The organism is Zestomonas insulae, from assembly GCF_016901015.1.
Classification (GTDB): domain Bacteria; phylum Pseudomonadota; class Gammaproteobacteria; order Pseudomonadales; family Pseudomonadaceae; genus Aquipseudomonas; species Aquipseudomonas insulae.
The window spans coordinates 213,416-239,533 of record NZ_JAFEUP010000003.1 but is presented as its reverse complement, the minus strand read 5'-3'; the positions used below and the strand labels follow the sequence as shown (position 1 = coordinate 239,533).

At 67.7% G+C, this 26,118-nt stretch carries 23 protein-coding genes; 10 read left to right on the top strand and 13 right to left on the bottom strand.

Annotated elements, in window-relative coordinates; genetic code table 11:
- Nucleotides 1-56: 56 nt before the first annotated feature.
- The gene (queG, locus tag JQX08_RS10945; RefSeq protein ID WP_205348414.1) at nucleotides 57-1,130 is read left to right on the top strand and encodes a tRNA epoxyqueuosine(34) reductase QueG; all 1,074 of its coding nucleotides are present in this window, start codon (nucleotides 57-59) and stop codon (nucleotides 1,128-1,130) included.
- 15 nt (nucleotides 1,131-1,145) lie between these two features.
- Here the strand turns inward: queG and orn are convergent, their stop codons facing one another.
- Entirely contained in the window at nucleotides 1,146-1,688 is a 543-nt protein-coding gene (gene orn, locus JQX08_RS10940; protein ID WP_205348413.1) for an oligoribonuclease, read from the bottom strand.
- A gap of 106 nt (nucleotides 1,689-1,794) precedes the next feature.
- Between orn and rsgA the strand changes: the two genes are divergently transcribed.
- On the top strand, nucleotides 1,795-2,817 hold the full coding sequence (gene rsgA / locus JQX08_RS10935; protein ID WP_205348412.1) for a small ribosomal subunit biogenesis GTPase RsgA: 1,023 nt from the start codon (nucleotides 1,795-1,797) through the stop codon (nucleotides 2,815-2,817).
- Nucleotides 2,818-2,824: 7 nt separating this feature from the next.
- Here rsgA and motB read toward each other — a convergent pair whose 3' ends face one another.
- Nucleotides 2,825-3,844, bottom strand: coding sequence for a flagellar motor protein MotB (motB, locus tag JQX08_RS10930; RefSeq protein ID WP_205348411.1), 1,020 nt, complete (start codon nucleotides 3,842-3,844; stop codon nucleotides 2,825-2,827).
- A 10-nt stretch (nucleotides 3,845-3,854) separates the two neighbouring features.
- Nucleotides 3,855-4,706, bottom strand: coding sequence for a flagellar motor stator protein MotA (gene motA, locus JQX08_RS10925; RefSeq protein WP_205348410.1), 852 nt, complete (start codon nucleotides 4,704-4,706; stop codon nucleotides 3,855-3,857).
- 113 nt (nucleotides 4,707-4,819) lie between these two features.
- Here motA and JQX08_RS10920 point away from each other — a divergent pair, with 113 nt between their 5' ends.
- The 5 genes from JQX08_RS10920 to JQX08_RS10900 all read left to right on the top strand — a co-directional run bounded on the left by JQX08_RS10920 (nucleotide 4,820) and on the right by JQX08_RS10900 (nucleotide 12,354).
- Complete coding sequence (locus JQX08_RS10920) at nucleotides 4,820-6,343, top strand: HDOD domain-containing protein (protein ID WP_205348409.1); 1,524 nt, start codon at nucleotides 4,820-4,822, stop codon at nucleotides 6,341-6,343.
- Between the two features lie 56 nt (nucleotides 6,344-6,399).
- Nucleotides 6,400-7,215 carry a thiosulfate sulfurtransferase gene (gene rhdA, locus JQX08_RS10915; RefSeq protein WP_205348408.1) on the top strand — a complete coding sequence of 272 codons (816 nt, stop codon included), beginning with the start codon at nucleotides 6,400-6,402 and terminating at the stop codon, nucleotides 7,213-7,215.
- A 3-nt stretch (nucleotides 7,216-7,218) separates the two neighbouring features.
- Nucleotides 7,219-8,085, top strand: a complete 867-nt coding sequence (gene asd / locus JQX08_RS10910) for an archaetidylserine decarboxylase (RefSeq protein ID WP_205348407.1) — start codon at nucleotides 7,219-7,221, stop codon at nucleotides 8,083-8,085.
- A gap of 190 nt (nucleotides 8,086-8,275) precedes the next feature.
- Nucleotides 8,276-10,090 (top strand): molecular chaperone, encoded by a 1,815-nt coding sequence (locus JQX08_RS10905; RefSeq protein ID WP_205348406.1) that lies wholly within the window; start codon nucleotides 8,276-8,278, stop codon nucleotides 10,088-10,090.
- Nucleotides 10,091-10,284: 194 nt separating this feature from the next.
- A complete protein-coding gene (locus JQX08_RS10900; protein ID WP_205348405.1) occupies nucleotides 10,285-12,354 on the top strand; it encodes an EAL domain-containing response regulator in 2,070 nt (689 codons plus the stop codon).
- A gap of 53 nt (nucleotides 12,355-12,407) precedes the next feature.
- On the opposite strand, the gene serB is transcribed toward JQX08_RS10900, so the two are convergent.
- Nucleotides 12,408-13,622: a phosphoserine phosphatase SerB gene (gene serB / locus JQX08_RS10895; protein ID WP_205348404.1), complete on the bottom strand. Its 1,215-nt coding sequence runs from the start codon at nucleotides 13,620-13,622 to the stop codon at nucleotides 12,408-12,410.
- A 132-nt stretch (nucleotides 13,623-13,754) separates the two neighbouring features.
- On the opposite strand from serB, the gene JQX08_RS10890 reads away from it, so the two are divergent.
- The gene (locus JQX08_RS10890) at nucleotides 13,755-15,287 is read left to right on the top strand and encodes an AhpA/YtjB family protein (protein WP_205348403.1); all 1,533 of its coding nucleotides are present in this window, start codon (nucleotides 13,755-13,757) and stop codon (nucleotides 15,285-15,287) included.
- A 14-nt stretch (nucleotides 15,288-15,301) separates the two neighbouring features.
- Nucleotides 15,302-15,838: a metal-dependent hydrolase gene (locus JQX08_RS10885; RefSeq protein WP_205348402.1), complete on the top strand. Its 537-nt coding sequence runs from the start codon at nucleotides 15,302-15,304 to the stop codon at nucleotides 15,836-15,838.
- 68 nt (nucleotides 15,839-15,906) lie between these two features.
- Here the strand turns inward: JQX08_RS10885 and JQX08_RS10880 are convergent, their stop codons facing one another.
- The 9 genes from JQX08_RS10880 to JQX08_RS10840 form a co-directional block, all read right to left on the bottom strand.
- Nucleotides 15,907-16,626 (bottom strand): PqiC family protein, encoded by a 720-nt coding sequence (locus JQX08_RS10880; RefSeq protein ID WP_205348401.1) that lies wholly within the window; start codon nucleotides 16,624-16,626, stop codon nucleotides 15,907-15,909.
- A 132-nt stretch (nucleotides 16,627-16,758) separates the two neighbouring features.
- Nucleotides 16,759-19,017: a DNA topoisomerase IV subunit A gene (gene parC / locus JQX08_RS10875; protein ID WP_205348400.1), complete on the bottom strand. Its 2,259-nt coding sequence runs from the start codon at nucleotides 19,015-19,017 to the stop codon at nucleotides 16,759-16,761.
- Nucleotides 19,018-19,024: 7 nt separating this feature from the next.
- Complete coding sequence (locus JQX08_RS10870) at nucleotides 19,025-19,510, bottom strand: retropepsin-like aspartic protease family protein (RefSeq protein WP_205348922.1); 486 nt, start codon at nucleotides 19,508-19,510, stop codon at nucleotides 19,025-19,027.
- Nucleotides 19,511-19,545: 35 nt separating this feature from the next.
- Nucleotides 19,546-20,556: an esterase-like activity of phytase family protein gene (locus JQX08_RS10865; RefSeq protein ID WP_205348399.1), complete on the bottom strand. Its 1,011-nt coding sequence runs from the start codon at nucleotides 20,554-20,556 to the stop codon at nucleotides 19,546-19,548.
- Complete coding sequence (parE, locus tag JQX08_RS10860; protein ID WP_205348398.1) at nucleotides 20,553-22,442, bottom strand: DNA topoisomerase IV subunit B; 1,890 nt, start codon at nucleotides 22,440-22,442, stop codon at nucleotides 20,553-20,555. Before parE ends, JQX08_RS10865 begins: the two co-directional genes overlap by 4 nt.
- A 10-nt stretch (nucleotides 22,443-22,452) precedes the next feature.
- Complete coding sequence (locus tag JQX08_RS10855) at nucleotides 22,453-23,061, bottom strand: YqiA/YcfP family alpha/beta fold hydrolase (RefSeq protein ID WP_205348397.1); 609 nt, start codon at nucleotides 23,059-23,061, stop codon at nucleotides 22,453-22,455.
- 52 nt (nucleotides 23,062-23,113) lie between these two features.
- A complete protein-coding gene (cpdA, locus tag JQX08_RS10850) occupies nucleotides 23,114-23,920 on the bottom strand; it encodes a 3',5'-cyclic-AMP phosphodiesterase (protein ID WP_205348396.1) in 807 nt (268 codons plus the stop codon).
- A gap of 148 nt (nucleotides 23,921-24,068) precedes the next feature.
- Nucleotides 24,069-24,521 carry a DUF1249 domain-containing protein gene (locus JQX08_RS10845; protein ID WP_205348395.1) on the bottom strand — a complete coding sequence of 151 codons (453 nt, stop codon included), beginning with the start codon at nucleotides 24,519-24,521 and terminating at the stop codon, nucleotides 24,069-24,071.
- Complete coding sequence (locus tag JQX08_RS10840) at nucleotides 24,512-25,129, bottom strand: NUDIX domain-containing protein (RefSeq protein ID WP_205348394.1); 618 nt, start codon at nucleotides 25,127-25,129, stop codon at nucleotides 24,512-24,514. The genes JQX08_RS10845 and JQX08_RS10840 overlap by 10 nt, the downstream gene beginning before the upstream one ends.
- A 195-nt stretch (nucleotides 25,130-25,324) precedes the next feature.
- Here JQX08_RS10840 and JQX08_RS10835 point away from each other — a divergent pair, with 195 nt between their 5' ends.
- Entirely contained in the window at nucleotides 25,325-26,068 is a 744-nt protein-coding gene (locus JQX08_RS10835; protein WP_205348393.1) for an RsiV family protein, read from the top strand.
- Nucleotides 26,069-26,118: the final 50 nt, after the last annotated feature.

Sequence of the window (26,118 nt, the reverse complement as noted above, 5' to 3'; positions counted from 1 at the left end):
GGGCTGCTCCAATGTCTGGCAGAATTATACCCACCCGCCCGCGATTTCCGCCCAGCATGTCCAGTCCCGCCACCGCTCCGCTCGATCTCGACGCCCTTGCCCAATCGATCAAGGACTGGGGTCGCGAGCTCGGCTTCCAGCAAGTTGGCATCGCCGGACTCGACCTCGCCGAGCACGAGTCTCACCTGCAGCGCTGGCTCGCGGCCGGCTATCAGGGCGAGATGGACTACATGGCGGCGCACGGCAGCAAGCGCTCGCACCCCGAGCAACTGGTGCCCGGCACCCTGCGCGTGGTGTCGCTGCGCATGGACTACCTGCCCGGCGACACGCAGATGGCCAAGCGCCTGGCCGCGCCGGAGCAGGCCTACGTGTCGCGCTACGCGCTGGGCCGCGACTACCACAAGCTGGTGCGCAAACGCCTGCAGCAACTGGCCGAGCGGATCCAGGCGGCCATCGGCCCGTTCGGCTACCGCGCCTTCGTCGACAGCGCGCCGGTGCTGGAGAAGGCCCTCGCCGAACAGGCCGGGCTGGGCTGGATCGGCAAGAACACCCTGGTGCTGAATCGCCAGGCCGGCAGCTGGTTCTTCCTCGGCGAGCTGTTCGTCGACCTGCCGCTGCCGGTCGATGCGCCGCACGCCAGCGAGCACTGCGGGCGCTGCAGCGCCTGCCTGGATATCTGCCCGACTGCGGCGTTCGTCGCCCCCTACGTACTGGATGCGCGGCGCTGCATTTCCTACCTGACCATCGAGCTGAAGGGCGCGATCCCCGAGGAGTTGCGCCCGCTGATCGGTAATCGGGTGTTCGGCTGCGACGACTGCCAGATCGTCTGCCCGTGGAACCGCTTCGCCCGACCGACCAGCCAGGGCGACTTCCAGCCGCGCCACGGCCTGGACAACGCCACCCTGGCCGAGCTGTTCCGCTGGAGTGAGGAGGAGTTCCTCAGCCGCACCGAAGGTTCGCCACTACGTCGCGCCGGTTACGAACGCTGGCTGCGCAACCTGGCCGTGGGGCTGGGCAACGCGCCGTCGAGCATCCCGGTGCTCGAGGCCCTGCAGGCGCGCCGCGACGATCCGTCGGCGCTGGTGCGCGAGCATGTGCAGTGGGCGCGGGCGCGCCACGGCCAGGTCTAGCCTGGCCGCTCACCTTCAGACCTTGAGGAAGTGCTCGCGGTAGTAGCGCAGCTCAGCGATCGACTCGCGAATGTCGTCCAGCGCCTGGTGGGTGCCCTGCTTAACGAAGCCGTCCTTGATCTGCGGTGCCCACAGGCTGGCGAGGATCTTCAGGGTCGACACGTCCAGGTAACGGTAGTGGAAGTACGCCTCGAGCTTCGGCATGTACTTGTAGAGGAAACGGCGGTCCTGGCCGATGCTGTTGCCACAGATCGGCGACTTGCCCTGCGGCACCCACTGCTCGAGGAACGCCAGGGTCGCCGCCTCGGCCGCCGCGGTATCCAGCTGGCTGTCGCGCACCCGCTGAGTCAGGCCGCTCTGGCCATGAGTGCGGGTGTTCCACTCGTCCATGCCGGCCAGCGCGGCATCGCTCTGGTGCACGGCGATTACCGGTCCCACGGCCAGCACATTGAGCTCGCTGTCGGTGACGATGGTGGCGATTTCGATGATGACATCGCGCTCCGGCTCCAGGCCGGTCATTTCCAGATCGATCCAGATCAGGTTGTTCGGGTTGGGCATGAATCAGCTCCTTGTCTAGGTTGCGCAGTTTAGCCCAGCGCGGGGGCCGTCGACGCGCGTGCTAAACTCGCCGCCGCTCCCGCCCGCCTGCAATCCGGAACCCTACATGGCCAAACGCCAGCTCAACCGCCGCCAGAACTGGCGGATCGAAAAGATCCAGACCGAACGCGCCGCCCGCGCCGCCAAGCGCGAGTCGCAGGCGCTGGACGCGCTGGAAGGCGGCGACCTGGGCCCGGAGCAGACCGGCCTGGTGATCGCCCACTTCGGCGTGACGGTGGAAGTCGAGGCCGAGGAAGACGGCCAGACCTACCGCTGCCACCTGCGCGCCAACCTGCCGCCGCTGGTCACCGGTGATCGCGTGGCGTGGCGCGCCGGCAACCAGGGCAACGGCGTGATCGTCGCCCAGCTGCCGCGGCGCAGCGAGCTGTGCCGCCCGGACAGCCGCGGCCAGCTCAAGCCGGTGGCGGCCAACGTCGACCTGATCGTGATCGTCTTCGCGCCGCTGCCCGAGCCGCACGCCAACCTGATTGACCGCTACCTGGTCGCCGCCGAGCACGCCGGGATCCGCCCGCTGCTGCTGCTCAACAAGGCCGACCTGATCGACGAGCACAACGCCGCGGCGCTGGACAGCCTGCTGGCGGTGTACCGCCAGCTCGGCTATCCGTTGCTGGAAGTCTCGGCGCATGGCGGCGGCGGCATGCAGGAGCTGCAGCGCTTACTCGACGGCCACGTCAGCGTGTTCGTCGGCCAGTCGGGGGTCGGCAAGTCGTCGCTGGTCAACAGCCTGCTGCCGGAGGTCGACACCCGGGTCGGCGCGCTGTCGGAACTGACCGGCAAGGGCACCCACACCACCACCACCGCGCGGTTGTTCCACTTCCCCGGCGGCGGCGACCTGATCGACTCGCCGGGGATTCGCGAGTTCGGCCTGGTGCACGTCAGCCGTGCCGACATCGAGGATGGCTTCATCGAGTTTCGCGACCTGCTTGGCCGCTGCCGCTTCCGCGACTGCCAGCATGACCGCGAACCCGGCTGCGCACTGCTCAAGGCTCTGGAAGACGGGCGCGTGCAACCGCAGCGACTGGCCAGCTACCGGCACATCCTCGCCAGTCTGCCGCAGGACGAATACTAAGCGGGGGTTACGGCTCGCGGGCGTCGTTGAGCTTGAGCGGGCCGTTGTCGAAGATATTCAGCTGCTCACGCACCTGCTCGGCCGGTAACGGCTCCGCCGTGCCCGGCGCCGGGGCCTGACTGCCTGGCGCGGCTGGTTCACCAGGGGCAGCCGGCGTCTCAGCCGGTGCCTCTTCGCCCTGCTCGCCTTCGATGGCGCGCTGCGCCTTCTTGGTCAGGACGATGATGTCGATGCGCCGGTTCACCGGGTTGAGCGGATCCTCGCGATCGAACAGCGCTGACGAGGCGTAGCCGACCACCCGCGCCACCTGCTCGTCCGGATAACCGCCGGCGACCAGCGCACGGCGTGCCGCGTTGGCGCGGTTCGACGACAGCTCCCAGTTGCCGAAGTCACCGCTGCCGGCGAACGGCTTGGCGTCGGTATGCCCGCTGATGCTGACCTTGTTCGGCACCGCCTTGATGGTGTCGGCCATGGCCAGCAGGATGTCCTCGAAGTACGGCTGCAGACGCGCGCTGCCGAGGTCGAACATCGGCCGGTTCTCGGCATCCATGATCTGGATGCGCAGCCCGTCCTGGGTGATCTCGAGAAGAATCTGGTCCTTGAAACGCTGCAGCTGCGGGCTCGCGTCGATCTTGTTCTGCAACTCCTGGAGCAGCAGTTCGAGGCGTTCCTGTTCGAGCTTGTTGGCGATGTCTTCGGCCTGGGTCGGGTCGGTCTTGCTCTTGTCCAGGTCGTCCGGCAGGTTCTGGATTTCCGGGTTGAGGGTCTTGTCCGGCGCCGGTGTTGGCGTGCCGCCGAGGTCGATGACGTAGGGACTGGCGCTCTCGGTGAAGCCGACCGGGTCCTGGAAGTAGCCGGAGATCGCCTTCTTCTGCTCCGGGGTCGCCGAGGACATCAGCCACAGCACCAGGAAGAAGGCCATCATCGCCGTGGCGAAGTCGGCAAACGCGATCTTCCACGCCCCGCCGTGGTGGCCCGCGGCGTAGCGCTTGATGCGCTTGACGATAATCGGCTGATTGTTGTCCATCGCCTACCCGTCAGCCGCCGCGCATGGCCTGGTCGAGCTCGCTGAAGCTCGGCCGGTGCGCAGGGAACAGCACCTTGCGGCCGAACTCCACCGCCAGGGTCGGCGGCATGCCGGACGCCGAGGCGACCAGGCAGGCCTTGATCGCCTCGAACAGGTTCAGCTCTTCTTTGGCGTCGTGCTCCAGCGACGTGGCCAGCGGGCCGAAGAAGCCGTAGGCGGCGAGAATCCCCAGGAAGGTACCGACCAGTGCCGCGCCGACGTGCTTGCCGAGGTCGGCCTGCGCGGCCTCGCCGAGCATGGCCATGGTCACCACGATGCCGAGCACCGCGGCGACGATGCCGAAGCCCGGCAGGCCGTCGGCGATGCGGTTGACCGCATGGGCCGGGTGTTCGAGTTCCTCCTTGAGGCTACCGAGCTCCATGTCGAACAGCCCTTCGAGTTCGTGCGGCGCCATGTTGCCGGACGACATGATGCGCAGGTAATCGCAGATGTAGGCGGTCATCCGCTCGTCTTTCAACACGCCCGGGTACTTGCTGAAGATCGGGCTGGCGGCCGGCTCTTCGATGTCCGCCTCGACCGCCATCATGCCTTCGCGGCGGCTCTTGTTGAGGATCTCGTAGAGCAGGCGCAGCACTTCCAGGTAGAACCCGTGGGTGAAGCGCGAGCTGAACATCTTCAGCGACTTCTTCAGCACGTGCATGGTCGTGCTGCCGGGGTTGGCCTGCAGGAAGGCGCCGAGCGCCGCGCCGCCGATGATCATCACCTCGAACGGCTGGATCAGCGCGGCGATTTGGCCGTGCGAAAGAACGTATCCGCCGAGCACGCTGGCGAATACGACGATGATGCCGAGAATTTTTGCCATAGGAATTGGGGTCGCTGGTAGAAGGGCAATTGAGCTGCCGCCCTTCTATTTATCGGAAGTTATGCGCCAGACTATAGGCTGCCAGGTCGAAAATCCAATGCAGCGCAGCCAGCATGCCGACGCCATCCGCTCTACCCCGCACCTTAGACGCCTGGATTCAGGAGCTGGAGAAGGTGCGCCTGCCGATCACTCCGACCCAGCAGGAACAGTTGCGCCGCCTGCTGCGTGACAATCGCCGCTCGCTGCGCGAGATCGCCGAGCAGCTGCAGCACTGCCCGGCCGCCGCGCTGGCCCTGCTGCGCGAAGCCAATCGCGGTGGCAGCAGCCTCAACCAGCCAGCGGAAAGCCTGGAGATCGCCCTCACTCGCCTCGGCTTGCAGCGCAGCGGTGAGCAGGTGGAACTGCTGCCGGTGCTCGACAGCGCGGCAACACCACACGCCCTGCGCCAGCTGCAGCTGATCAGCCAGCACGCCGCGCAGCAGGCCGGCGGCCTGTTCAGCGCCCGCCTGGCGCGGCTGTGGCAGGAAATCCACTGGAGCAGCCTGCTGTTCCTCGCCCCGCTGTGGCCGCTGGCATTCGCCCAGCCGACGCTGTTCGACGCTTGGGAGCGCCGCGTGCTAGGCGCCGGCGAACCGGCGCGCAAGGTCGAGCTGGAGCTGTTCGGCGTGCCGCTGCTGCAGCTGGCCCTGCAGCTGGCCGAGCGCTGGCGGCTGCCGGAGTGGATCGTGCAGGGCTACCGCCTGCTGCTCAACGATCACCGTCTGCTGGTCCAGGCGCTGCACATCGCCCGCGACAACGAACATCCACTGCACCAGCAGCAGCACCTGGATGCTGCGCCGGCGCTGCGCCGCTGGCTGACCCAGCCGGGCAACACGATCCTGCTGGCCAACTGCCTGGCACTGTCCGCCCACGCCAGCTGGGGCAGCGACCACAGCCTGCGCTGGCAGCGCCTCACCGGCCTGTACCTGCAGCTGCCGCTCGGCGAGGTGCAGGCGCAGATCCACCAGCAAGCCGCCAGCAGCGCCCGCCAGCTCGAGCCGCGCACACTCTGGCACCCGGCCCAGGCGCTGCTCTGGCCGTGGACCGCCAGCCACCTGCGCGAGCCGGAGGCGCCGGTCGTCCAGCCCGCCGCCCCGGCCAGCCCGGACTGGCGCCAGCACTGCGCCGAACTGCTGCGCAGCCCGAGCCCGTTCCTCAACCTGGCGCAGCTGACCCTGTGCGCCGGCGCCGCACTCAGCGCCTGCGGCCTGCCGCGCCACCTGCTGCTGCTCAGCGACCGCCAGCACAGTCGCCTGCGCGGCCAGCAGGCCAGCGGCCTGCCCGAGCAGGCACAGGGCCTCGAACTCGACCCGGCGCCCAGCCCGCTGCTGCGCCGCCTGCTCGGCCAGCCCGCGCAACTGCGCCTCAGCCCGGCCAACATGGCGCAGTACTCGGCGCTGCTGCCGGGCACCCTGAAGGCGCTGTTCCCCAGCGAGCACCTGTTGATCCGCTCACTGGCCTGCAAGGGCCGGGTGGCCATGCTGCTGTTCGCCGACAACGACGGTCGGCTGCTGGATGACCGCCAAGTGCAGGGCTTCGGCAAGACCGCCCAGTGCATCGAGCGCGCCCTCGACCAGTTCGCCCAGCGCGGCCGCTGAGCCGCCCGCGGCCAGTTCCGCTACAATCCGCCCCTTTCTGACTCCGGAGGCCCTCCATGTCCGCCTTCTCCAGCTTGCCGCTGGTCATCGAACCGGCCGACCTCGCGTCGCGCCTGGATGCCCGCGAACTGATCCTGGTCGACCTGACCAGTGCCGCCCGCTATGCCGAAGGCCACCTGCCCGGTGCGCGCTTCGTCGACCCCAAGCGCACCCAGCTGGGCCTGCCGCCGGCGCCCGGACTGTTGCCGGAGGAGGCGCAGCTCCAGGCGCTGTTCGGTGAACTTGGCCACAACCCCGAAGCAGTCTACGTGGTGTACGACGACGAAGGCGGCGGCTGGGCCGGGCGCTTCATCTGGCTGCTCGACGTGATCGGCCACACGCAGTACCACTACCTGGACGGCGGCCTGCACGCCTGGCTGGCCGATGGCCGCGCCCTCAGCCAGGACGTCCCGGCGTCAGTCGGCGGCCCGCTGCCGCTGACCCTGCATGCCGAGCCCACCGCCACCCGCGAGTACCTGCAGAGCCGCCTCGGTGCCGCCGACCTGGCGATCTGGGACGCGCGCAACCCGGCCGAGTACAACGGCAGCAAGGTGCTCGCCGCCAAGGCCGGCCACGTGCCTGGCGCGGTCAATTTCGAGTGGACCGCCGGCATGGACCCGACGCGCGCGCTGCGCATCCGCCACGACATCGCCGAGATCATCAGCGCCCTGGGCATCACTCCGGACAAGGAAGTGATCACCCACTGCCAGACTCACCACCGCTCCGGCTTCACCTACCTGGTGGCCAAAGCGCTCGGCTATCCCCGCGTGAAGGGTTACGCCGGTTCCTGGTCCGAATGGGGCAACCACCCCGACACCCCCGTAGAGGTTTAAGGAATGCCGTTCAAAGATCGCCTGTTCATCCTCAGCCAGTACCTGCTGCCGCATCACCTGCTGTCGCGCCTGATCGGCCTGGCCGCCGACTGCCGCGCCGCCTGGTTCAAGAATCGCCTGATCGACTGGTTCGCCCGCCGCTACCAGGTCGACATGCGCGAGGCGCAGGTCGAGGACCTGCATGCCTACGAGCATTTCAACGCCTTCTTCACCCGCGCCCTGAAAGACGGCGCGCGGCCGCTGGACCCGGCAGCCGATGCCGTGCTGTGCCCGGCCGACGGCGCGATCAGCCAGCTCGGCGCGATCGAGCATGGCCGCATCTTCCAGGCCAAGGGCCACAGCTTCAGCGCCGTCGAACTGCTCGGCGGTGACGCCGAGCGTGCCGCGCCGTTCATGGGCGGCAGCTTCGCCACCGTGTATCTGTCGCCGAAGGACTACCACCGCGTGCATATGCCGCTGGCCGGCACCCTGCGCGAAATGGTCTACGTGCCCGGTCGGCTGTTCTCGGTCAACCAGACCACCGCGGAAAACGTCCCGGAACTGTTCGCCCGCAACGAGCGCGTGGTCTGCCTGTTCGACACCGAGCGCGGGCCGATGGCCGTGGTGCTGGTCGGCGCGATGATCGTCGCCTCGGTGGAAACCGTGTGGGCCGGCCTGGTCACTCCGCCGAAACGCGAACTGAAGAGCGTGCGCTACGACGCCGCGGCACGCGCGTCGATCGAACTGGCCAAGGGCGCGGAACTCGGGCGCTTCAAGCTCGGTTCGACGGCGATCGTGCTGTTCGGCCCGGACCAGGTGCGCTGGGCCGAAGAGCTGGCCAGCGAAAGCCCGGTGCGCATGGGTCAGTGCCTGGCGCGCAGCCTGAGCTGAGCCAACGCACTCCGGACCCGCTGTCGCGGGAACGTCGCCCCGGGCGGCGGGTCCAATCAAGAATGCGGCGGCCAGCCTCTCGACAGGCTGCCTGCCAGGGCAGATGCTGCTAGAGTTTGCCGAAAAGCGATCGCGAGAGTGGCTCCTCCCTTCGTCGTTGGTGTATCCAGCCCCGCGGATAACGAGATACATGGATAAACAGAGTCTCCATCTGCTACTACGCGTGCCCACTCCCGATAAGCAGAGTCTGTCGTTCTGCGAGCCGACCCCCCGCGATCTCAAACGCTGGATTGCCGGCTTGCCGAAAGCCAATCTGGGAGAGACCGCCCGGCAGCTGTATCAGTGCCTGATCGAGGTCAATCATCTGATCACCCCGGCGGACAACCGCGTGCAGTTGCTCGAGCTGCTGCGCACCGAGGTGTATTTCGTCTGTCAGCACCTTGAACGCCACTTCCTCAACCAGGCCATCGTCCTCGACGAGCGTCCGCGCAAGATCGCCAACCTCTGCCAGGCCCTGCAGAACCACCTGGCCGCCGGCTACAAGCTGATCGTCACCCAGGAGATGCAACGCCGCGGCCGCGAACGCGAGCCGGCGGAACTGCTCGCCGTCGCTCTGCAACGCGCCAGCCATGCGCTGTGCGGCCCGCTGATCCGCGCCAACCAACTGTACTGCCCGATCCCCGACGGCCTCTGGCTGGAGCTCCACCAGCTCTATCAGATCGCCCTCGCGCGCGGCCTGCACACCACCGTGGTGCGCGACAAGCTGGCCCGCCACACCCAGGGCCTGAGCGTCGAACAGACCTACCTGGTCGGCCTGCTGATGGGCTGCTCACGCTGCAACCAGATGCGCCAGAGCAGCATCGCGCGCCTCGCCGAGGTGCTCGAGCCCTGGAGCGCGCTGGTTCGCCTGCAACATGCCGATGCTGCCGGCACGCTGTTCGCCGTGGCCCCGCAGATGGACGGTCCGCCGCGCTACAAGTCGCTGTTCCAGGACCACGAGCTGCACAACCTGCTGGGCATCGACCCGCAGGCGCTGGTCGACGCGATCAAGGAATACCTGCTGATGCCGGAAGCGGACCGCGCCCGTGCACGCCTGCCGGTGCCAGAAAACCTCAGCCTCGACCTGCTGCAGCACCTCGCTTCCGCCTGGGGCGACATCGCCGAACGCACCTTCCAGCGCACCGCCGGCCAGGGCAGCCTGACCCTGTGCATCGGCATGAGCGCACTGCACTATTTCCTCGCCGGGCGCAAAGCGTTCAGCGAAGTGCTGAAGCGCGAAGAAGAACTGAAGAGCGCGGTGTTCAAGCCGCTGACCAAGGAAGCCAGCGATGTCTGGCGCAACGCCTTTGACGCGCAACCGACCGCCGACTGGGAAAAGGGCCTGCCGTTCGAGGAAATCCAGTACAGCCACCCCGATCAGAGCAGCGCCGAACGCAACGACGTTAAAGGCGACGATTACCCGACCTACACGCTGGCGATCGTCAACCACAGCCCGGGCGGCTACTGCCTGAGCTGGCCGAAGGACGTGCCCAGCCAACTGCAGGCCGGTGAACTGCTCGGCATCCAGGATGCCCCGGAACAGAGCTGGAGCCTGGCGCTGGTGCGCTGGATCCGCCAGGTCCGTGGCGGCGGCACGCAGATGGGCATCGAGCTGATCGCCCCGCACGCGCAACCCTGCGGCCTGCAGCTGCTGCGTAAGGGCGAACAGAGCAGCCAGTTCCTGCGCGCCCTGCTGCTCCCGGAAATCAGCGTGATCTCGCGCCCGGCGACACTGATCACCCCGCGCCTGCCGTTCCAGGAAGGCAACAAGGTACTGATCAATCTGGCCGGCGAGGAATGCCGCGCCGTGCTCAGCCGCAAACAAACCGGCAGCGGCAGTTTCAACCAGTTCGAGTACCGCCCGATCGAGCACGCCCCGAGCGATCCAGGGAAGCCCGTCACATCGTCGACCAAGGCCAAGTTCGGCGGCGATGAAGATTTTGACTCGCTCTGGAAGTCGCTGTAGATTCCAGACTCATTACCATTCGTCGCCTTTTCGCGCCCGTTTAGCGCGGTGTCCCGGCCAGATCGCGGCCGGGCCCGGCGGAAGTCAGATGGCCGGGGAAGCGGAGTTTGCGCGCCGTAAGTCTGCACCACGAGCCCGTTTCAACGCCGTATGGCCGACGCTTCGTCGATCATGAACAGGTTCCAAATACGCCCATGGCAATCGAAAAAAAGACCGTCCGCCTGTTGCTGCTCGAAGACTCGCAGAACGAAGCCGAGCGCCTCGTCAGCCTGTTCCGCAATGCCGGCCGCGCCACTCGGGTACACCGCCTGACCTCCAGCGACGAGCTTAACGACATCCTCCAGCAAAGCTGGGACCTGCTGATCAGCGCGCCGAGCAGCGACAACCTCGAGCCGAGCGAGGCGATCAACGCGATCCGCCGCCAGGCCAAGGACATCCCGGTCATCCAGCTGACCGCCGACAACGACCCCGATCGCATCACCGAAGCGCTCACCCTCGGTGCCCAGGACGCCCTGCCGCAAGGCGAAGACGAGCGCCTGATCCTGGTCGCCAACCGCGAGCTGGCCAACCTCGAGGAGCGCCGTGCACGGCGTGCTGCGGAAGTCGCCCTGCGCGAGGCCGAGAAGCGCTGTCAGCTGCTGCTCGACAGCTCGGTGGACGCCATCACCTACGTGCACGACGGCATGCACATCTACGCCAACCGCGCCTACCTGCAGATGTTCGGCTACGACGACGCGGACGAACTGGAAGGCATGCCGATGATCGACCTGATCGACGGCGCCGACCAGGGCAAGTTCAAGGACTTCCTGAAGAACTACCAGGGCAACGACGGCGCTGCCGAGCTGAACTGTGGCGGGGTCAAGGGCAACGGCCAGCGCTTCAAGGCGCGAATGAACTTCTCCCCCGCCAGCTACGACGGCGAGCCGTGCATCCAGGTGGTGATCCGCGCCGAAACCGACAACAGCGAGCTGGAAGAGAAACTGCGCGAGATCAGCAGCCAGGACTTGGTCACCGGCCTGTACAACCGCAACCACTTCCTCGAACTGCTGGACAGCGCCGCCGAGCGTGCGGTCAACGCCGGCCAGCCGTCGAGCCTCGCCTATGTGCGGGTCGACCGCTACCCGGTGCTGCTCGCCGAGGTCGGCCTCGCCGGCATCGACCTGCTGCTCACCGACCTGGCCAACCTGCTGCGCGCGCACTTTTCCGGCGATGCGCAGCTGGCGCGGTTCGGCGACGACGTGTTCACCGTGCTGCAACCGGGCGTGTCACCGGAGCACAGCAGCGAGAGCCTGCAGGCCCTGCTGCGCAAGGTCGAAGGCCACCTGTTCGACGTCAGCGGGCGCACCGTGCAGACCACCCTGACCATCGGCCTGGCCGGGATCAACGAAACCACCGCGCGCGCCCAGGAAGTGGTCGACCGCGCGCACCGCTGCGCCGACGACCTGAAAGACGGCAACGCGCTGAAGCGCTACAACCCAGCCGACGAACTGGCCGCCGCTGCCAGCCGCGGCAACATCGTCGCGATGCTCCAGCAAGCGCTGGAGAACAACAGCTTCCGCCTGCTGTTCCAGCCGATCATCAGCCTGCGCGGCGACAGCAACGAGTACTACGAAGTGCTGCTGCGCCTGCTCAATGCCCAGGGCCAGGAAGTGCCGCCGAAGGATTTCCTCGACGCCGCCCGCGACGCCGGGATGGCCGAGAAGATCGACCGCTGGGTGATCCTCAACTCGATCAAGCTGCTCGCCGACCACCGTGCCAAGGGCCACAACACCTGCCTGTTCATCCACCTGTCGAGCGCCAGCCTGCAGGATCAGACGCTGTTGCCGTGGCTCAGCGTCGCGCTCAAGGCCGCGCGCCTGCCGTCCGACGCACTGGCCTTCCAGATCAACGAGCCGGACGCGATCACCTACCTGAAGCAAGCCAGAGCCCTGACCCAGGGCCTCGCCGAGCTGCACTGCAAGGTTGCCCTGAGCCAGTTCGGCTGTGCGCTCAACCCGTTCAACACACTGAAGCACCTGAGCATCGACTTCGTGAAAGTCGACGGCTCGTTCTCCCACGACCTCAGCTCGGTGGAAAGCCAGGAAGCGCTGAAGACCCTGCTGGCCAGCCTGCACGCTCAGGCCAAGCTGACCATCGTGCCGTTCGTGGAGAGCGCCAGCGTGCTGGCGACCTTGTGGCAGGCCGGGGTCAACTACATCCAGGGCTACTACCTGCAGGGCCCGAGCCAGTCGATGGACTACGACTTCTCGGCCGGCGACGAATAGCCCGCCGCAGCCACAAAAAAGCCGCCCTTGGGGCGGCTTTTTTGTGCGTGCGCTCAGCTCTGGCCGTCGCGATCGCGGTAGCCAAGCAGGTAGAGGATGCCGTCCAGACCCAAGGTGGAGATCGCCTGCTTGGCCGACTGCTTGACCAGCGGCTTGGCGCGGAACGCCACGCCGAGGCCGGCCAGACCGAGCATCGGCAGATCATTGGCACCGTCGCCGACCGCGATGGTCTGCTCCAGTTGCAAACCTTCTTTCTGCGCCAGCTCACGAAGCAGATCGGCCTTACGCTGGGCGTCGACGATCGGCTCCACGGCCACCCCGGTGACCTTGCCGTCGACGATCTGCAGCTCGTTAGCGAACACGTAGTCGATACCGAGCTTGGTCTGCAGCTGCTTGGCGAAGTAGCTGAAGCCGCCGGACAGGATCGCGGTCTTGTAGCCCAGGCGCTTGAGCTCGGCGAACAGCGTCTCGGCGCCTTCGGTGAGGCGCAGCGACGCGCCGATGTCGACCAGCACGTCTTCGGACAGACCGCGCAGCAAGGCCAGGCGCTCCTTGAAGCTGGCGCGGAAGTCCAGCTCGCCGCGCATCGCACGTTCGGTGATCGCCGCGACCTGCTCGCCGATCCCGGCGGCCTTGGCCAGCTCGTCGATCACCTCGGCCTCGATCAGCGTCGAGTCCATGTCGAACACCGCCAGGCGCCGGTTGCGACGGAACACGCTGTCCTGCTGGAAGGCGATGTCGACGTTGAGCTCCTGCGCCACGCTGAGGAACTCGGCACGCAGCGCCGCCGGATCGGCCGGCTCACCGCGCACGGAGAACTCGATACAGCCCTTGCTCAGCTCGGCCGGGGTGTCCAGCGGCATGCGCCCGGACAGGCGGTCGATGTGGTCGATGTTCAAGCCGTACTTGGCGGTGATCGAGCTGACCCGCTGCAGCTGCTCGGCGGTAACCTTGCGAGTCAGCAGGGTGACGATCTGCCGCGGCTTGCCCTGGCCACCGACCCATTGCTGGTAATCGGCTTCCGCGACCGGCGTGAAGCGCACCTGCTGGTCCAGCTTGTAGGCGGTGAACAGCACGTCCTTGAGTACCGAGGAGGCCTGCTCGGTGTCGGGAATCTCGACCAGAATGCCGAACGACAGGGTGTTGTGAATCACCGCCTGGCCGATGTCGAGGATGTTCACCCCACCCTGCGCCAGCACGCCGGTGATGGCGGCGGTCAGCCCGGGACGGTCTTCGCCGGTGATGTTGATCAGAACGATTTCGCGCAAGGCGCAGCCCTCGCAGTAAAAAGGCGCCCATTCTACTCATTTTCGCCGCCCCACGGGCACGCCCGGCGCTTTGCCCGCCCACGGCCGCTCGTTATACTGCGCCGCAACTCCCTTCAAGAAGAGCCGCGCTCTGTGAACCGGCCCGCGCCCGTCAAACCCGATAACTTCTTCCTGCTGATCTTCCATGCCCTGCGCCAGCGGCGCGTGCCGATCGCCCTGCGCATCGCCAGCCACAGCCTGCTGCTGGTGATCGCCGCGCTGCTGATCTACACCTTGGTCATGGGCCTGCAGTTCAAGCAGGCCATGCAGCAGCAGGCCGATGCGCTCGGCCAGAGCCTGACCACGCAGACCGCCGCCTCGGCCACCGAACTGCTGGTGTCCAACGACATCCTCAGCCTCAACGTGCTGCTCAACAACCTGGTGAAGAACCCGCTGGTCGCCCATGCGGCGATCTACAGCGTCGACAACCGCATCCTCGCCGAGGCCGGCACCCGGCCGAAGCAGAGCATGCTCGGCGAGGCCGAAGGCCTGTTCTCGACACCGATCACCTTCCAGGAAGTGATCGCCGGCCACCTGCGCATCAGCCTGGACATGGAGCAGTTCCAGCAGCCAATGACCATCAGCCTGCAGAGCATGGGCCTGCTCAGCCTGATCCTGCTGGCCCTGACCCTGTCGCTGAGCCTGCGCCTCGGCCGTCACCTGTCCACCCCGCTGCTGCAGCTGCGCCTGTGGCTGCGCGACCCCGACGACCCAGCGCCAGCCGCCGGCCGTCAGGACGAGATCGGTGATCTGGCGCGCCAGCTGCAGGCGCGCCTGGTCCCCGAGAAGCCCATCCCCGAGCCGGTGGCCGAGCCGATCGTCGACTTCAGCGAAGACGACGCCGAGGACTTCGCCGACGAACCGGAATTCGAGGTGCGCGACCTCGCCGACCCGAGCTTCGACCACGGTGACTCCGAGGCCGACGACGACTACGCTCCGCCGCCACGCCGCCAGGTCAGCATCGACGAGGACGACCCGTTCGCCGACCTGCGCGAACCGCTGTTCGAAGACGAGGCGGTCGCCGTCGCCCCGCCGGTGGTCACCCTGGCGCCCCAGTACAGCGCCGTGCTGGCCATCCAGCTGGGTGCCCAGGAGCAGCTGCGTCGCCTGCCGCGCGCGCGCCTGATGGACTTGCTGCAGCGTTACCGCGACTGCTTGGACCAGGCCGCCACGCTGTACAAGGCCAGCCTGCACACGCTGAACGACGGCAGCAGCCTGATGCTGTTCCACAGCCACGCCAGCGGCGACGACTACCTGACCCACGCGGTGTGCTGCGGTGAACTGATGCGCGCCCTGGGCCATGCCCTGCAGATCGAGGTGGCCGACAGCGGCATCACCCTGCAGCTGCAGCTCGGTCTGACTCACGGCGCCGACCTGCACAACCTCAGCCAGGGCGAGCTGCTGCTCAACGACACCACCCAGGACGCCCTGGCGCTCTCGCAGCACAGCCGCAACCTGCTGCTGGTCGAGCGCAGCATTGGCGACGACGGGCTGCTGCGCGAACGCGCGCGGATTCGCGTGATCGCCAGCCCGGAAGGCGCCTGCTGCGTCGAGCGCCTGCTCGAGCCCTACCCTTCGCTGCTCGAACGTCAGCTGGCACGCATGCACGAAGGCCGGCCGCACTAAGCGGTCGGCGCCGCATGACGACCCTGATCAGCCACCCGCTGCCGGTCCTCGCCGTCGGCCTGGCACTGGGCAGTCGCCAGATCCCACCCCGCCTGCTGCTGGCCGGCCTGCTCTCCGCCTGCCTGCCGGACGCCGATGTCCTCGCCTTTCAGCTCGGCATCGCCTACGCCGACGCCTTCGGTCACCGCGGTTTCAGCCATTCACTGCTGTTCGCCGCCGGTTGCGGGCTGTTCGGGGCACTGGGCAGCCGCTGGCTCGGCTGCGGGCCGCTCAAGCCGGGCTTGTGGGTCGGCCTGGCCTGCGCCTCCCACGGCCTGCTGGATGCCCTGACCAACGGCGGCCTCGACGTCGCCTTCTTCTGGCCGTGGGACGCACAACGCTACTTCCTGCCGTGGCGGCCGATAGTCGTGTCACCGTTCATCGGCAATTTCTTCGGCCCCCGTGGCGTCCAGGTGCTGCTCTCTGAAGCGCGCTGGGTCTGGGCGCCGTGCGCCGGCCTGGCGCTCAGCGGGGTTGGTCTGCGCGCGCTGCTGCGCCGGCGCCCGAATTGAATCGACGGTGGTTCCTGCAGCCAAAAAAAAGCCCGCAACCAGTGCGGGCTTTTTTGCGTCAGGGCCGTTTAGAAGCGGAACACTTCCACGTCGGTGCGCACCGGCGCAGCCATGGGAATCTTCGGCTCAGCAGGCTCCTTGGCGCGCTCGGGCGCGCTCGGTGCCGGCTTGCGCGGCACTTCGGCAACCGGCGCCTGCTGCTCCTGCAGCAGCAACGGCTGAACGTTCTCCGCCAGTTGCTCGGCGAGGCGCTGCAACACCACGCTTTGCGCACGCACCTGGTCGGCCGCGGTGCCGAGGTGGTCTTCCTGCACGCGCACCATGCGGCTGTCGCGCAGCTGGCCACGCTTGTCCAGCACGCGCCACTCTGCCTCCAGCACCGCGGGCTGCTGCGGACCGGAATCGAGGCGGCTGATGGTCAGCTGCACCTGCATGTCGGCGCTGAAACCGGCGGCAGCCGGGGCCAGCACCAGACGCTGGGTGTTCAGCCGCCAGGCCAGCTGACGCAGCAGCACCTGATCGATGTCGGCGGTCAGGCTGCCGGCCCAACGGTCATGCTCGGAGGGCAGCAGGCTGCCGTCCGGCTGGCGCTGCAGCAGCACTTCGCGCTGCAGGTAGTCGGCGACGGTCACCGGGCCGAGCAGAATCGCCGGCCCGCCCTTTTGCGAAGGCACGCCCGGATTGCCGCTGTCGAGCTTGTAGAGCGGCACCGGTTTGTAGCCCACACACCCCACCAGCCCGAGCACGCCTGTCAGCAGCAGAACCATAGGGAGACGCAATACACTCATTTCTTTCATCCAAGCGACCACCTACCGGCGGTCGACAGTCAACAAGCGCCGGAGCGCATTTAGCAGACGTGTATCATCCGTGAATCTGCCGCCTGACTCCAGCCCGACGGCGAATTTAGAGCGGCGCCGGGCTTAGCCGGCGAGCTCGACGCGCAACCCGTCGACGCGCTGGAAGCCGCGCGGCAGCTTGTTGCCACGCCGGCCTCGCTCGCCCTTGTAGTGCTCCAGATCTTCCGCCTTGAGCGACAGGGTGCGCTTGCCGGCCTGCAGCACCAGGGTCGCCGCGCCCGGCAGCACGGCCAGGTCGGTCAGATATTCCTCGCGACTGGCGACCCGATCGCCGGGAATGCCGATGATCTTGTTGCCCTTGCCCTTGGCCAGCTGCGGCAGGTCGCGCACCGGGAACAGCAGCAGGCGACCCTCGGTGGTCACCGCCGCCAGCCAATCCTCGTCGCGGTTGGCCAGCGGCTTGGGCGCCACCACCTTGGCGCCTTCCGGCAGGCTGAGCAGCGCCTTGCCAGCCTTGTTCTTGGCCTGCAGGTCCTCGCCCTTGACCACGAAGCCGTAGCCGGCGTCGGAGGCGATCACGTACAGCGCGTCGTCTTCCGGCAGCAGCACGCAATCGAACGCCGCACCCGGCGGCGGCTGCAGACGGCCGGTCAGCGGCTCGCCCTGGCCACGCGCGGACGGCAGCGAATGCGCCGCCAGCGAGTAACTGCGCCCGGTCGAATCGATGAACACCGCGTACTGGTTGGAGCGTCCCGGCGCGGCGGTCTTGAAGCCGTCGCCGGCCTTGTACGACAGGCCGGTGGCGTCGATGTCGTGGCCCTTGGCGCAGCGCACCCAGCCCTTTTCGGAAAGCACCACGGTGACCGGCTCGGTGGGCATCAGCTCGGTTTCCGAGAGTGCCTTGGCCTCGGCGCGGGCGACGATCGGCGAACGGCGGTTGTCGCCATACTTCTCGGCGTCGTCGAGGATTTCCTGGCGCACCAGCTTCTTCAGCTTGGCTTCGCTGCCGAGCAGGGCGAGCAGCTTGGCGCGCTCCTTGGCCAGCTCATCCTGCTCGCCACGGATCTTCATCTCTTCCAGGCGCGCCAGCTGCCGCAGGCGGGTGTCGAGGATGTAGTCGGCCTGGATGTCGGTGAGCCCGAAGCGCTCCATCAGCACCGGCTTGGGCTGGTCCTCGGTGCGGATGATGTGGATCACTTCATCGAGGTTGAGGAACGCGACGAGCAAACCTTCCAACAGGTGCAGGCGCTTCTCGACCTTGTCGAGGCGGAACTGTAGGCGCCGACGCACGGTGCCGACGCGATACACCAACCATTCGCTGAGCAGGGTGCGCAGGTCCTTGACCTGCGGCTTGCCGTCCAGGCCGATGACGTTGGTGTTGACCCGGTAGCTCGACTCCAGCTCGGTGGTGGCGAACAGGTGCTGCATCAGCTCCTCGGCATCCACCCGGTTGGAACGCGGAATGATGACGATGCGGCAGGGGTTCTCGTGGTCCGACTCGTCGCGCAGGTCGGCGACCATCGGCAGCTTCTTGGCCTGCATCTGCGCGGCGATCTGCTCGAGCACCTTGGCCCCGGAGACCTGGTGCGGCAGCGCGGTGACCACGATGTCGCCGTCCTCGACGCGGTACACGGCGCGCATGCGCACCGAGCCGCGGCCGGTTTCGTAGATCTTCAGCAGGTCGCTGCGCGGGGTGATGACCTCCGCCTCGGTCGGGTAATCCGGGCCGAGCACGTGCTCGCAGAGTTGCTCGACCGTGGCGTTCGGCTCGTCCAGCAGGCGCACGCAGGCAGCCGCGACTTCGCGCAGGTTGTGCGGCGGCACGTCGGTGGCCATGCCCACGGCGATCCCGGTGGTGCCGTTGAGCAGCAGGTTGGGCAACCGCGCCGGCAGGGTCGCCGGCTCGTCGAGGGTGCCGTCGAAGTTCGGCACCCAGTCGACGGTACCCTGGCCCAGCTCGCTGAGCAGCACCTCGGAATAGCGCGACAGGCGCGCCTCGGTATAGCGCATGGCGGCGAACGACTTCGGATCGTCCGGCGCACCCCAGTTGCCCTGGCCGTCGACCAGCGTGTAGCGGTAGCTGAACGGCTGAGCCATCAGCACCATCGCCTCGTAGCAGGCGCTGTCGCCGTGCGGGTGGAACTTGCCGAGCACGTCACCGACGGTGCGCGCGGACTTCTTGTGCTTGGCGTCGGCATCCAGGCCCAGCTCGCTCATCGCGTAGACGATGCGCCGCTGCACCGGCTTCAGGCCATCGCCGATATGCGGCAGGGCGCGGTCCATGATCACGTACATGGAGTAGTTGAGATAAGCCTGCTCGGTGAAATCGGCGAGGGAGCGACGCTCCACGCCTTCCAGGCTCAAATCGAGGGAATCGCTCATGCGGGCCTCATTGCGGTGTGGATTGGCGCAGCACCAGGGTGCCGTCGCGCTGGGTGAATTCGAGTTGGCGCAGGGCGCTCATGCCGAGCAGCACCTGGTCGCCGTCCATGTTCGGCACGATCAACGCGGCGACGTCGTGCAGCACGATGTCGCCGAGTTGCAGTTGATTCAGGCGCGTGCGCCAGCCGGTGACCCGGCCATTGGCGGTGCTCAGCTCGACCGGCGCGCCAGGCGCGAGCTCGAGGCGCTTGGCCAGACCGGCGGGAATCGCCACTTGGGTGGCGCCGGTGTCGAGCAGGAAGGTCACCGCGGTGGCGTCGATGCGCCCGTCGAGCAGGTAGTGACCACCGCGGCCGCTGGCCAGGCGCACCTCGATGAAGCCATCGCCGTGCACCGACTGCGGCTGCTGGTTGGGGTTGTCGCGGCGCGCTTCCCAGACCCCGAAGAAATGCGTGGCCAGCAGCAGCCCGGCGCCCCAGGCGAGCAGCAGCATGATCTTGCCGGCACGCTGACCGACGCGCGCCTCGCTCACTTGGCCGCGCTCCAGCCACCGGCCGGCGCGGCGAAGCGCCAGACGATCGGCCGTGTTTCGCCGTCGTTGCGGGTGTGCGTGCCGCTGTCGAGGCCGATCCAGGCGCCCTTCTCGTCCAGCGACAGGCCCTCGGCCATGCCGTAGGCCTGGCTGCCATAGCGCCGCGCCTCCTGCAGCGCCTCTGCGGCGAACGACCAGCAGCGCTCGACCTCGCCGCTCGCCGGTTTGCGCCGGCAGATGCGGTAGGCCTGGCGCTCGAGGCTGAACAGCTTGCCGGCGAAGAACGCCAGGTCGGAGAAGTCGCGCGGCTGCGCCGGCAGGTCATAGCCCGCCGGTCCCGGCTGGCTGCCACCCTCGCTGAGCAGCACGCAGCCACCGGTACAGGCCCACTGCGCCTGCTTCTTGTGCAGCACCAGCAGGCCACGCCGTTCGCGCTCGGCGGCCAGCCACAGACGCTCGCCCTGCGGGTCGATGGCGATGCCTTCGAGCAGCGCGTTGAAGTGCAGCAACATGCCGCTGGCGCGCGCCTGGCGGATCACCCCGGGCGACAGCGGCAACCACTCACCGGCGTTGGCTGCCGGCGCCAGCTTGAGCACCGCGACATGCGCCTCGCTGACCAGATAGCGGTTGCCGGCCGCATCGCAGCTCAGTCCTTCGAAATCCAGATCGCCGCCACGGAACTGGTTGACCAGCCAGGTGCGCGTGCGCAGCCCCCAGGGCAGGCCATTGTCGACCACCGGCGGGGCACTGAAGCGTTCCGCCTCGGCGCGCAGCACGTTTGCCGCCGGAGTCAGGCGATAGAGCCGATCGTCCTCGCGGTCCGACACCGCCCACAGCGCATCGCCGCACCAGGCCAGACCGGACAGGTTGCCGGCCGGCATGCCGTCGACCGCGTACTCGGCCTGTAGCTTGAGTTCCGCTGGCACCTCGAGCACCGGCAGCGCGGCCGGATCGGCACGCAGCGGCCCGGCGATCAACAGCAGTGCCGCGAGCCAGGCACGGGTCAAACCAGAACCTCAGCCAGGTTGCCTTTGGATTCCAGCCAGGACTTGCGGTCGGCGGCGCGTTTCTTCGCCAGCAGCATGTCCATCATCTCGCGCGTCACCTCGAAGTCGTCGAGGCCGAGTTGCACCAGACGCCGGGTGTTGGGGTCCATGGTGGTCTCGCGCAGCTGCGGCGGGTTCATCTCGCCGAGGCCCTTGAAGCGGGTGACCTGCGGTTTGCCGCGGCGCTTCTCGGCGATCAGGCGCTCGAGGATGCCGTCACGCTCGGCGTCGTCGAGGGCATAGAAGATGTCCTTGCCGAGGTCGATGCGGTACAGCGGCGGCATGGCCACGTAGACGTGGCCGGCTTCCACCAGCGGGCGGAAGTGGCGGACGAACAGCGCGCACAGCAGGGTGGCGATGTGCAGACCGTCGGAGTCGGCGTCGGCGAGGATGCAGATCTTGCCGTAGCGCAGCTGCGAGAGGTCGTTGGAGCCGGGGTCGATGCCGATGGCCACGGCGATGTCGTGGACTTCCTGGCTGGCCAGCACTTCGCTGCCGTCGACTTCCCAGGTGTTCAGGATCTTGCCGCGCAGCGGCATGATCGCCTGGAATTCCTTGTCGCGCGCCTGCTTGGCCGAGCCGCCGGCGGAGTCGCCCTCGACCAGGAACAGTTCGCTGCGCATCGGGTCCTGCCCGGCGCAGTCGGCCAGCTTGCCCGGCAACGCCGGGCCCTGGGTGATCTTCTTGCGCTCGACCTTCTTGCCGGCCTTGAGGCGCCGCCCGGCGTTGCTGATCGCCAGCTCGGCGAGGGCCAGGCCGGTGTCCGGGTGGGCGTTGAGCCACAGGCTGAAGGCATCCTTGACCACCCCGGAGACGAACGCTGCCGCCTCGCGCGAGGACAGGCGCTCCTTGGTCTGCCCGGAGAACTGCGGCTCCTGCATCTTCATCGACAGCACGAAGGCGATGCGTTCCCAGACGTCCTCGGGCGCCAGCTTGACGCCGCGCGGCAGCAGGTTGCGGAACTCGCAGAACTCGCGCATGGCATCCAGCAGGCCCTGGCGCAGGCCGTTGACATGGGTGCCGCCCTGCGCGGTGGGAATCAGGTTGACGTAGCTTTCCTGCACGCTCTCGCCACCTTCCGGCAGCCACAGCAGCGCCCAGTCCACCGCTTCCTTGTTGCCGGCCAGGCTGCCGACGAATGGCTCTTCGGGCAGGCGGGCGAACTCGCTGACCGAGTCGGCCAGGTACGAGCGCAGGCCGTCCTCGTAGTGCCACTCGACCTTCTCGCCGCTGGCCTTGTCCTCGAAACTCACCGACAGCCCTGGGCAGAGCACCGCCTTGGCCTTGAGCACGTGCTTGAGGCGGCTGACCGAAAACTTCGGCGAATCGAAGTACTTGGGGTCCGGCCAGAAGTGCACGCTGGTGCCGGTGTTGCGCTTGCCGACGCTGCCGACCACGGCTAGGTCGCTGGCCTTGAAGCCGTCGGCGAAGCTCATCTGGTACTCGCTGGCGTCGCGCTTGACGGTGACCACCACGCGGGTCGACAGGGCGTTGACCACCGAGATGCCGACGCCGTGCAGACCGCCGGAGAACTGGTAGTTCTTGTTGGAGAACTTGCCGCCGGCGTGCAGCTTGGTGAGGATCAGCTCGACCCCGGGGATGCCTTCTTCCGGGTGAACATCGACCGGCATGCCGCGGCCGTCGTCGATCACCTCCAGCGAGTTGTCTTCGTGGAGGATCACCTGCACCGCTTGCGCGTGGCCGGCCAGCGCCTCGTCGACGCTGTTGTCGATGACTTCCTGGGCCAGGTGGTTGGGCCGCGAGGTGTCGGTGTACATGCCCGGGCGCTTGCGCACCGGGTCGAGGCCGGAGAGGACTTCAATGGCATCTGCGTTGTAAGTGGCCATAGCGCTCTGTTCAGTCAAACGAAGAAAAATCGAGTTCGCGCCACTCGCTCGCCGGAATGCCGGCAAACGCCAGCAGCGCCGGGAAGTGCGCGGGGAACCGTTGGAAGCCGTGGTCGCCGCCGGCCTCGATGCGCAGCGCGCAGCCGCGGTAGAAGGCCTGCGCCTGGCGGTAGTCGAGGGTCTCGTCGGCGGTCTGCAGCCACACCTGGTAGCGCGCCGGATCCTGCGGAGGCGGCACCTCCAGTTCGGCGAGGGCGGCGACGTGATCGTCGGTGAGCTGCCAGGTCTCACCGGTGTAGTGGTTGGTCTGCGGACCGAGGTGACCGTCGAACAGCCGGTGCGGATTGACCGCCGGATTGATCAGCAGCGCCTTGAGGCCGTGGCGTGCGGCCAGATGCGTGGCGTAGTAGCCACCCAGCGAGCTGCCGATCAGCAGCGGCTGGACGAGTTCGCCGATCGCCGCCTCGAGCTGGCCAATCGCCTCGCGCGGATGGTGGTGCAAGGCCGGCACGCGCAGCTCGGCGCTGCGCCCGAGGCGCTGCATCAGCGCGCTCAGCTGGCTGGCCTTGAGCGAGCTCGGCGAGCTGTTCAAACCGTGGATATAAAGGATGCTGGTCATGGGGACGGGAGGCTACAGGCAGCGAGCCGGCACCTGCAAGCCGCCCCGCGGCTCAGTAGCCGGTGACGCTGTAGTCAATCTCGAAATCGATGCCGGTGACCCGCGACACCCCGGTGTCGATGCGTCCGTCGGCATGCAGGCGCAGCCAGCGGTAGCCGGGCGCCTCGCTGCCCACCTGGAACTCCTCGCTGCCCGGGGCAAACTGCACGCAGGTCGACGGCGAGGCGAGCAGGCGCACGCCGTTGCGCTGTTCGTCGAAATCCTGATGCACATGGCCCCAGAGCAGTGCGCGCACCTGCGGGTGGCGGTCGATCACGGCGAACAACGCGTCAGCGTTGCGCAGGCCGATCGGGTCCATCCAGTCGCAACCGATCGACACCGGGTGGTGGTGGAAGCAGATCAGGTGATGGCGCTCCGGCGCCTCGCTCAGGGCGCGCTCGAGCAGTTGCAGCTGGGTTTCGTCGAAATGCCCGAGCACCGCACCGGGCACCGCGGAATCGAGGAGGATCACCCGCCAGGCGCCCAGGTCGAGGACCGGCTGCATGCGCTCGCTGCCGGCACACACCGCGTGCATCACTTCGGCTTCGTCGTGGTTGCCAGGGGTCCAGCGCGCCGCCGCGGCTAGGCCTTCGGTGAGCTGGTGGAAACGCTGGTAGGAGGCGGCGCTGCCGTCCTGCGACAGGTCGCCAGTGGCCAGCAGCAGATCGATACCGCTGTGTTCCTCGCGCACCCGCTCGATGACCCGCAGCAGGCTGTCCTGGGTGGCCAGACCCAACAGCTTGCCGTCCGCTTCGGCGAACAGATGACTGTCGGTGAGCTGCACCAGCAGCGCGGCGGCGGATCGCGTCGAACTCGGCAAGGCAGCGGCTCCAGAACGAGGTTCAGGCAATTATGGTGGCTGGCCGGTCACAGGGAAAGCCGCGATCTAGACACAGGTCACAGTTAGAGGCGTGCGGCTGGCAGATTTCTGCGCAATCCCGACGTCTGGCCGGCAGGTGCGGCGCGGGCTACAGCAGCGGCTCCAGCTCGTGGCCGCAGGCCAGGCAATGGCTCAGCCATTCGCCGAGGAACAGGTTGAGCTGAGTCTTCTCGTCGGGTTGATGCATGAGGGTATTGGGATAGGGATAGATGCTGCGCAGGCGGCGGGCGTTCTCGGCGCTGACCACTTCGGCCATGCGCGCGTCGTGGTAGACGCGCACCTCCAGGCGCGGCACCGGCAGCCACGGCAGGCTGTGTTCCTGACGCACCTGCACGGTGGTGGTGTAGGGGCAGGCCTCGAGCACATCCAGGGCCAGCACACCGAGCAGGCGTTCGCCCTGGCTCAGCGCGACGCGCCGCGAGCCCTCGGCGCCGCGCATGCCCGGCAGGAGGCGCATCAGCCGCGCATAGTTGGCCTCGCAGGCGGCCTGCAGGCCTGCCAGGTCGACGCGATAACGCTCGCGTAGCAGGGTTACACCCATAGCCCCCGAACCTCGGCGCGATTGAGCGCCAGCCACTGCAGCGCAATGATGCTCGCCGCATTGTTGATCCGCCCATCCTTGACCGCTTGCAAGGCATCCTCCAAAGCCCAGACGTGGACGCGGATGTCCTCGCCCTCCTCGGCCAGGCCGTGAATGCCGCCGGCGCCCTGGCTGTCACAGCGCGCCAGGTACAGGTGCACCTGCTCGTCGCTACCACCCGGCGACGGGAAGTAACGGGTGATCGGCCACAGCGAGGTCAGCTCCAGGTCGGCCTCTTCCTGCGCCTCGCGATGCGCCACCTCTTCCGGCTCCTCGTCCTTGTCGATCAGCCCGGCGACCAGCTCCAGCAACCAGGGGTTGTCGGTCTTGGCCATGGCGCCGACGCGGAACTGTTCGATCAACACCACGCAATCGCGCTGCGGATCGTAGGGCAGCACGCACACCGCATCGTGGCGCACGAACAGCTCGCGACTGATGGTCGGGCCCATGCCGCCGGCGAACTGGCGATGCCTCAGGTGCAACCGGTCGAGCCGGTAGAACCCGCGGAAGCATTGCTCTCGCTCGAGGATTTCCACCGCCGGCTCATCCGGCTTGAAGGTTTCGTTCATCTCTCCCCCACCACTGCCGGTCCGGCCGCGCCGAACCCTGCTTTCAGTCATCCTAGCGCGCCACCGGGAGTGGCGCAGCCTCTTTCAACCGCTGCCGCGGACTGCCACGATAGGCGCCCGCGCCACGTGCCGCGCGGCGAACTCGACGCCGCCGCGGCAGTCGAAGGCAGTTCGTCTCACCCGCCAAGGAAGCCCATGCGCCTCGTCCCTCTTCTGCTCTGCACGATTCTGACCGTGCCCCTGCTCAACGGTTGCCAGAGCCTGCGGCTGGCGGACAACTCGCTCACGCCGCAACGCATCGCCTTTGAGCACAGCCCCGCCGGCTGTCAGGGCGAGAGCTGCCCGCTGGTCAACATCGACACCCTGAGCTTCGCCGAGCAGCCGGCGCTCAACGCGCTGATCGAGCGCAGCCTGCTGGAAATGACCGTCGACGGCCCCGGCGCGCCGCTGCCGCCGTCGCTGCAGGCCTACGAGCGCAACTTCCTCGCCGAAGCACAGCCGGGCTGGAGCAGCTACCTGCAGGCCAAGGTCCGTGAGCAACACGATGGGCTGTTGATCCTCGAGCTGTCCAGCTACCTGGCGACCGGCGGCGCGCACGGCATGCCGGGGCGGCGCTTCATCAACTACGACCGCAAACTGGAAAAACCGCTGAGCCTGCAGGACATGCTGCTGCCCGGTCAGGAGGACGCGTTCTGGAAGCTCGCCCAGGACGCCCATCGCCGCTGGCTGGCGGCGGAGAAGCTCGACCAGGACGCCGACTACCAGAAGACCTGGCCGTTCCAGGAAACCGCCAACGTCGCCCTGACCCGCGGCGCGGTGCTGCTCAAGTACGACGTGTACAGCATCGCGCCGTACTCCAGCGGCCACCCCGAGCTGAAGATTCCCTACCCGCAGCTCAACGGCGTGCTCAAGCCGCAGTACTTCCCCGGCCGCGGCTGAGCCCGGCGGCGCTACCCAAGCGCCGGGTAGCGCAGCGCTCAACCCCTAAC